Origin of the sequence: Paracraurococcus ruber, assembly GCF_004353985.1 — a bacterium.
In the GTDB taxonomy this organism is placed as follows: Bacteria; Pseudomonadota; Alphaproteobacteria; order Acetobacterales; family Acetobacteraceae; genus Paracraurococcus; species Paracraurococcus ruber.
Map to the genome: position 1 here is coordinate 1 of NZ_SMOA01000519.1, position 1968 is coordinate 1968.

Sequence of the window (1968 nt, forward strand, 5' to 3'; positions counted from 1 at the left end):
CTCGCCAAGGACTGGGAGTGCCTGAACCGGTCAGGCCTGTGCTTCCTGCGCTGGGCCTCCGTCCGCCTCATGCTGCGAAGGCTCTGCCAAACCAGAACATGATCCCGGACGGACTCTAAGGCCCGGCCGTCGCAACAGCAAGGGCATTCGCAATGACCTCCGTCGATCCGGGCCGCGCCGCCGCGCCGACCGTGTTCAACCCCGCGCCTCTCCACGATCCCACGCCGCATGGCTACAGCACGGCGGTGATCACCCCCGCCAACGGCCGGCTGGCCTTCGTCTCGGGGCAGGGCGGGCAGGACGCCAGGGGCGCCCTGTCGCCCGATTTCGCGCGGCAGGTGGCGCAGGCCTATGCCAATCTCGGCGCTGTCCTCGAGGCACTCCGCGCCCGCCCGAACCAGGTCGTGAAGCTGACGGTGTTCGTCGTCGACCACGACATGCCGAAGCTCGGCGCGCTGACCGAGGCGGTGACAGGGATGTTCGGCGGCGCCCTGCCGGCGCAGACCCTCGTTCCGGTGCCGACGCTCGCGGTGGATGGGATGCTGTTCGAGGTCGAGGCCGTGGTGGCGCTGCCCTGAGCGACGGCTGCCGGCCGGCCGTCCCCCACGGCGCGGCGTGCCGCGCCGCCTTCGCCGCGGCCGTGCGCAGCCGCGCGTGGCGACCGGGCCTCGTCGGATCCCGTGACGGGACCGGATATGGGGCGCCGGCGCCCGCCGGGCCGCCGCCCCGCCGGCGCGGGCGGGTGAGGCGAATGCCGCGCGCAGGCCGGGATGCCGCCCTGTCCCGGCCGCGGGAGGCGTGCCGGGTATCGGACGTGGACCGCCAGGATGCGCCTGCCCCGCGAGCATCCCGTGCGGCGGGGCTTGGGCCGGCCTGCCCCCCTTCCGTCGCTTGCATGCCGGGCCTTGCCACCGTCACGCTGCCGTCGTCATCCCCCGGACGGAGGCCGCCATGCGCCGCGCCCTGCTCGCCGCCCTCATGCTCGCCGCCCTCGCGCCCCTCCGACCGGCGCAGGCCGCCTGGCCGGAGCGGCCGGTCACCCTCATCATCCCCTTCGGCCCCGGCTCCTCCCCCGACCTGTCCGGCCGGCTGCTGGCGGAGCGGCTGGCCGCCGCCTGGGGCCAGCCGGTGGTGGTGCAGAATGTCCCCGGCGCCTCCGCCACCATCGGCGTCGACCGCGTGGCGAAGGCGGCGCCGGATGGCTACACGCTGGGCTATACCGGCGACGGCGCCATGGTGGTGCGGGTCAGCATGGACCCGCCGACGCCCTATGACCCGCGCCGCGACCTCACCCCCATCACCCTGGTGTTCAGGACCCGCAACCTGCTGGCGGTGCATCCTTCGGTGCCGGCCACCACGCTGGCGGAGCTGATCGCGCTGGCGAAGGCGCGGCCCGGGCAGCTTGCCTATGGCCATGCCGGCATCGGCTTCTCGACGCACCTGACCGGGGAGATGCTGAAGCAGGCCGCCGGCATCGACCTGACCGCGGTGCAGTATCCGAACGAGGGGCAGATGTTCGCCGATGCGGTGCAGGGCAGGCTGCCGGTGGTCATCGGCGGCGCGGCGGTGATCCGGCGGGCGCAGGCCGGCGAGCTGCGCGGCCTCGCCGCATCCTCCCGCGACCGGATCCCGACCATGCCGGCGGTGCCGACCATCGCCGAGAGCGGCTTCCCCGGCTTCGAATCCGTCGCCTGGTTCGGCCTGATCGCCCCGGCGCGCATCCCGGCGGAGGTCGTCGACCGCGTCCATCGCGATGCGGTGGCGGCCCTGGCCGCGCCGCCGGTCGCCGGGCGGCTGGACGATCTGGGGCTGGTGGCGGTGGGGACCACCCCGGCGGAATTCGCCGCGCTGATCCCGCGCGAGATCGCCCGCATGCAGGGGGTGCTGGAGCCGCTGGGGCTGCGCGCCCGCTGACCGCCGCGGCGGATCGCGGCGCGGGGCGGCGGCGCGCGCATCCGCCCGGCGACG

2 protein-coding genes are annotated in these 1968 nt (G+C 75.2%); both read left to right on the top strand.

Annotated features, from left to right (window positions below; all coding sequences use genetic code 11):
• The first annotated feature begins 152 nt into the window (after nt 1–152).
• Nucleotides 153–578 carry a RidA family protein gene (locus E2C05_RS31385; protein ID WP_133223523.1) on the top strand — a complete coding sequence of 142 codons (426 nt, stop codon included), beginning with the start codon at nt 153–155 and terminating at the stop codon, nt 576–578.
• A gap of 373 nt (nt 579–951) precedes the next feature.
• Entirely contained in the window at nt 952–1914 is a 963-nt protein-coding gene (locus tag E2C05_RS31390) for a Bug family tripartite tricarboxylate transporter substrate binding protein (protein WP_133223524.1), read from the top strand.
• The last annotated feature ends 54 nt before the right edge of the window (nt 1915–1968 follow it).

Excerpts from the sequence above, each read along its gene's own strand:
- E2C05_RS31385 (WP_133223523.1), top strand. The coding sequence starts at position 153 with ATGACCTCCGTCGATCCGGGCCGCGCCGCCGCGCCGACCGTGTTCAAC.
- E2C05_RS31390 (WP_133223524.1), top strand. The coding sequence starts at position 952 with ATGCGCCGCGCCCTGCTCGCCGCCCTCATGCTCGCCGCCCTCGCGCCC.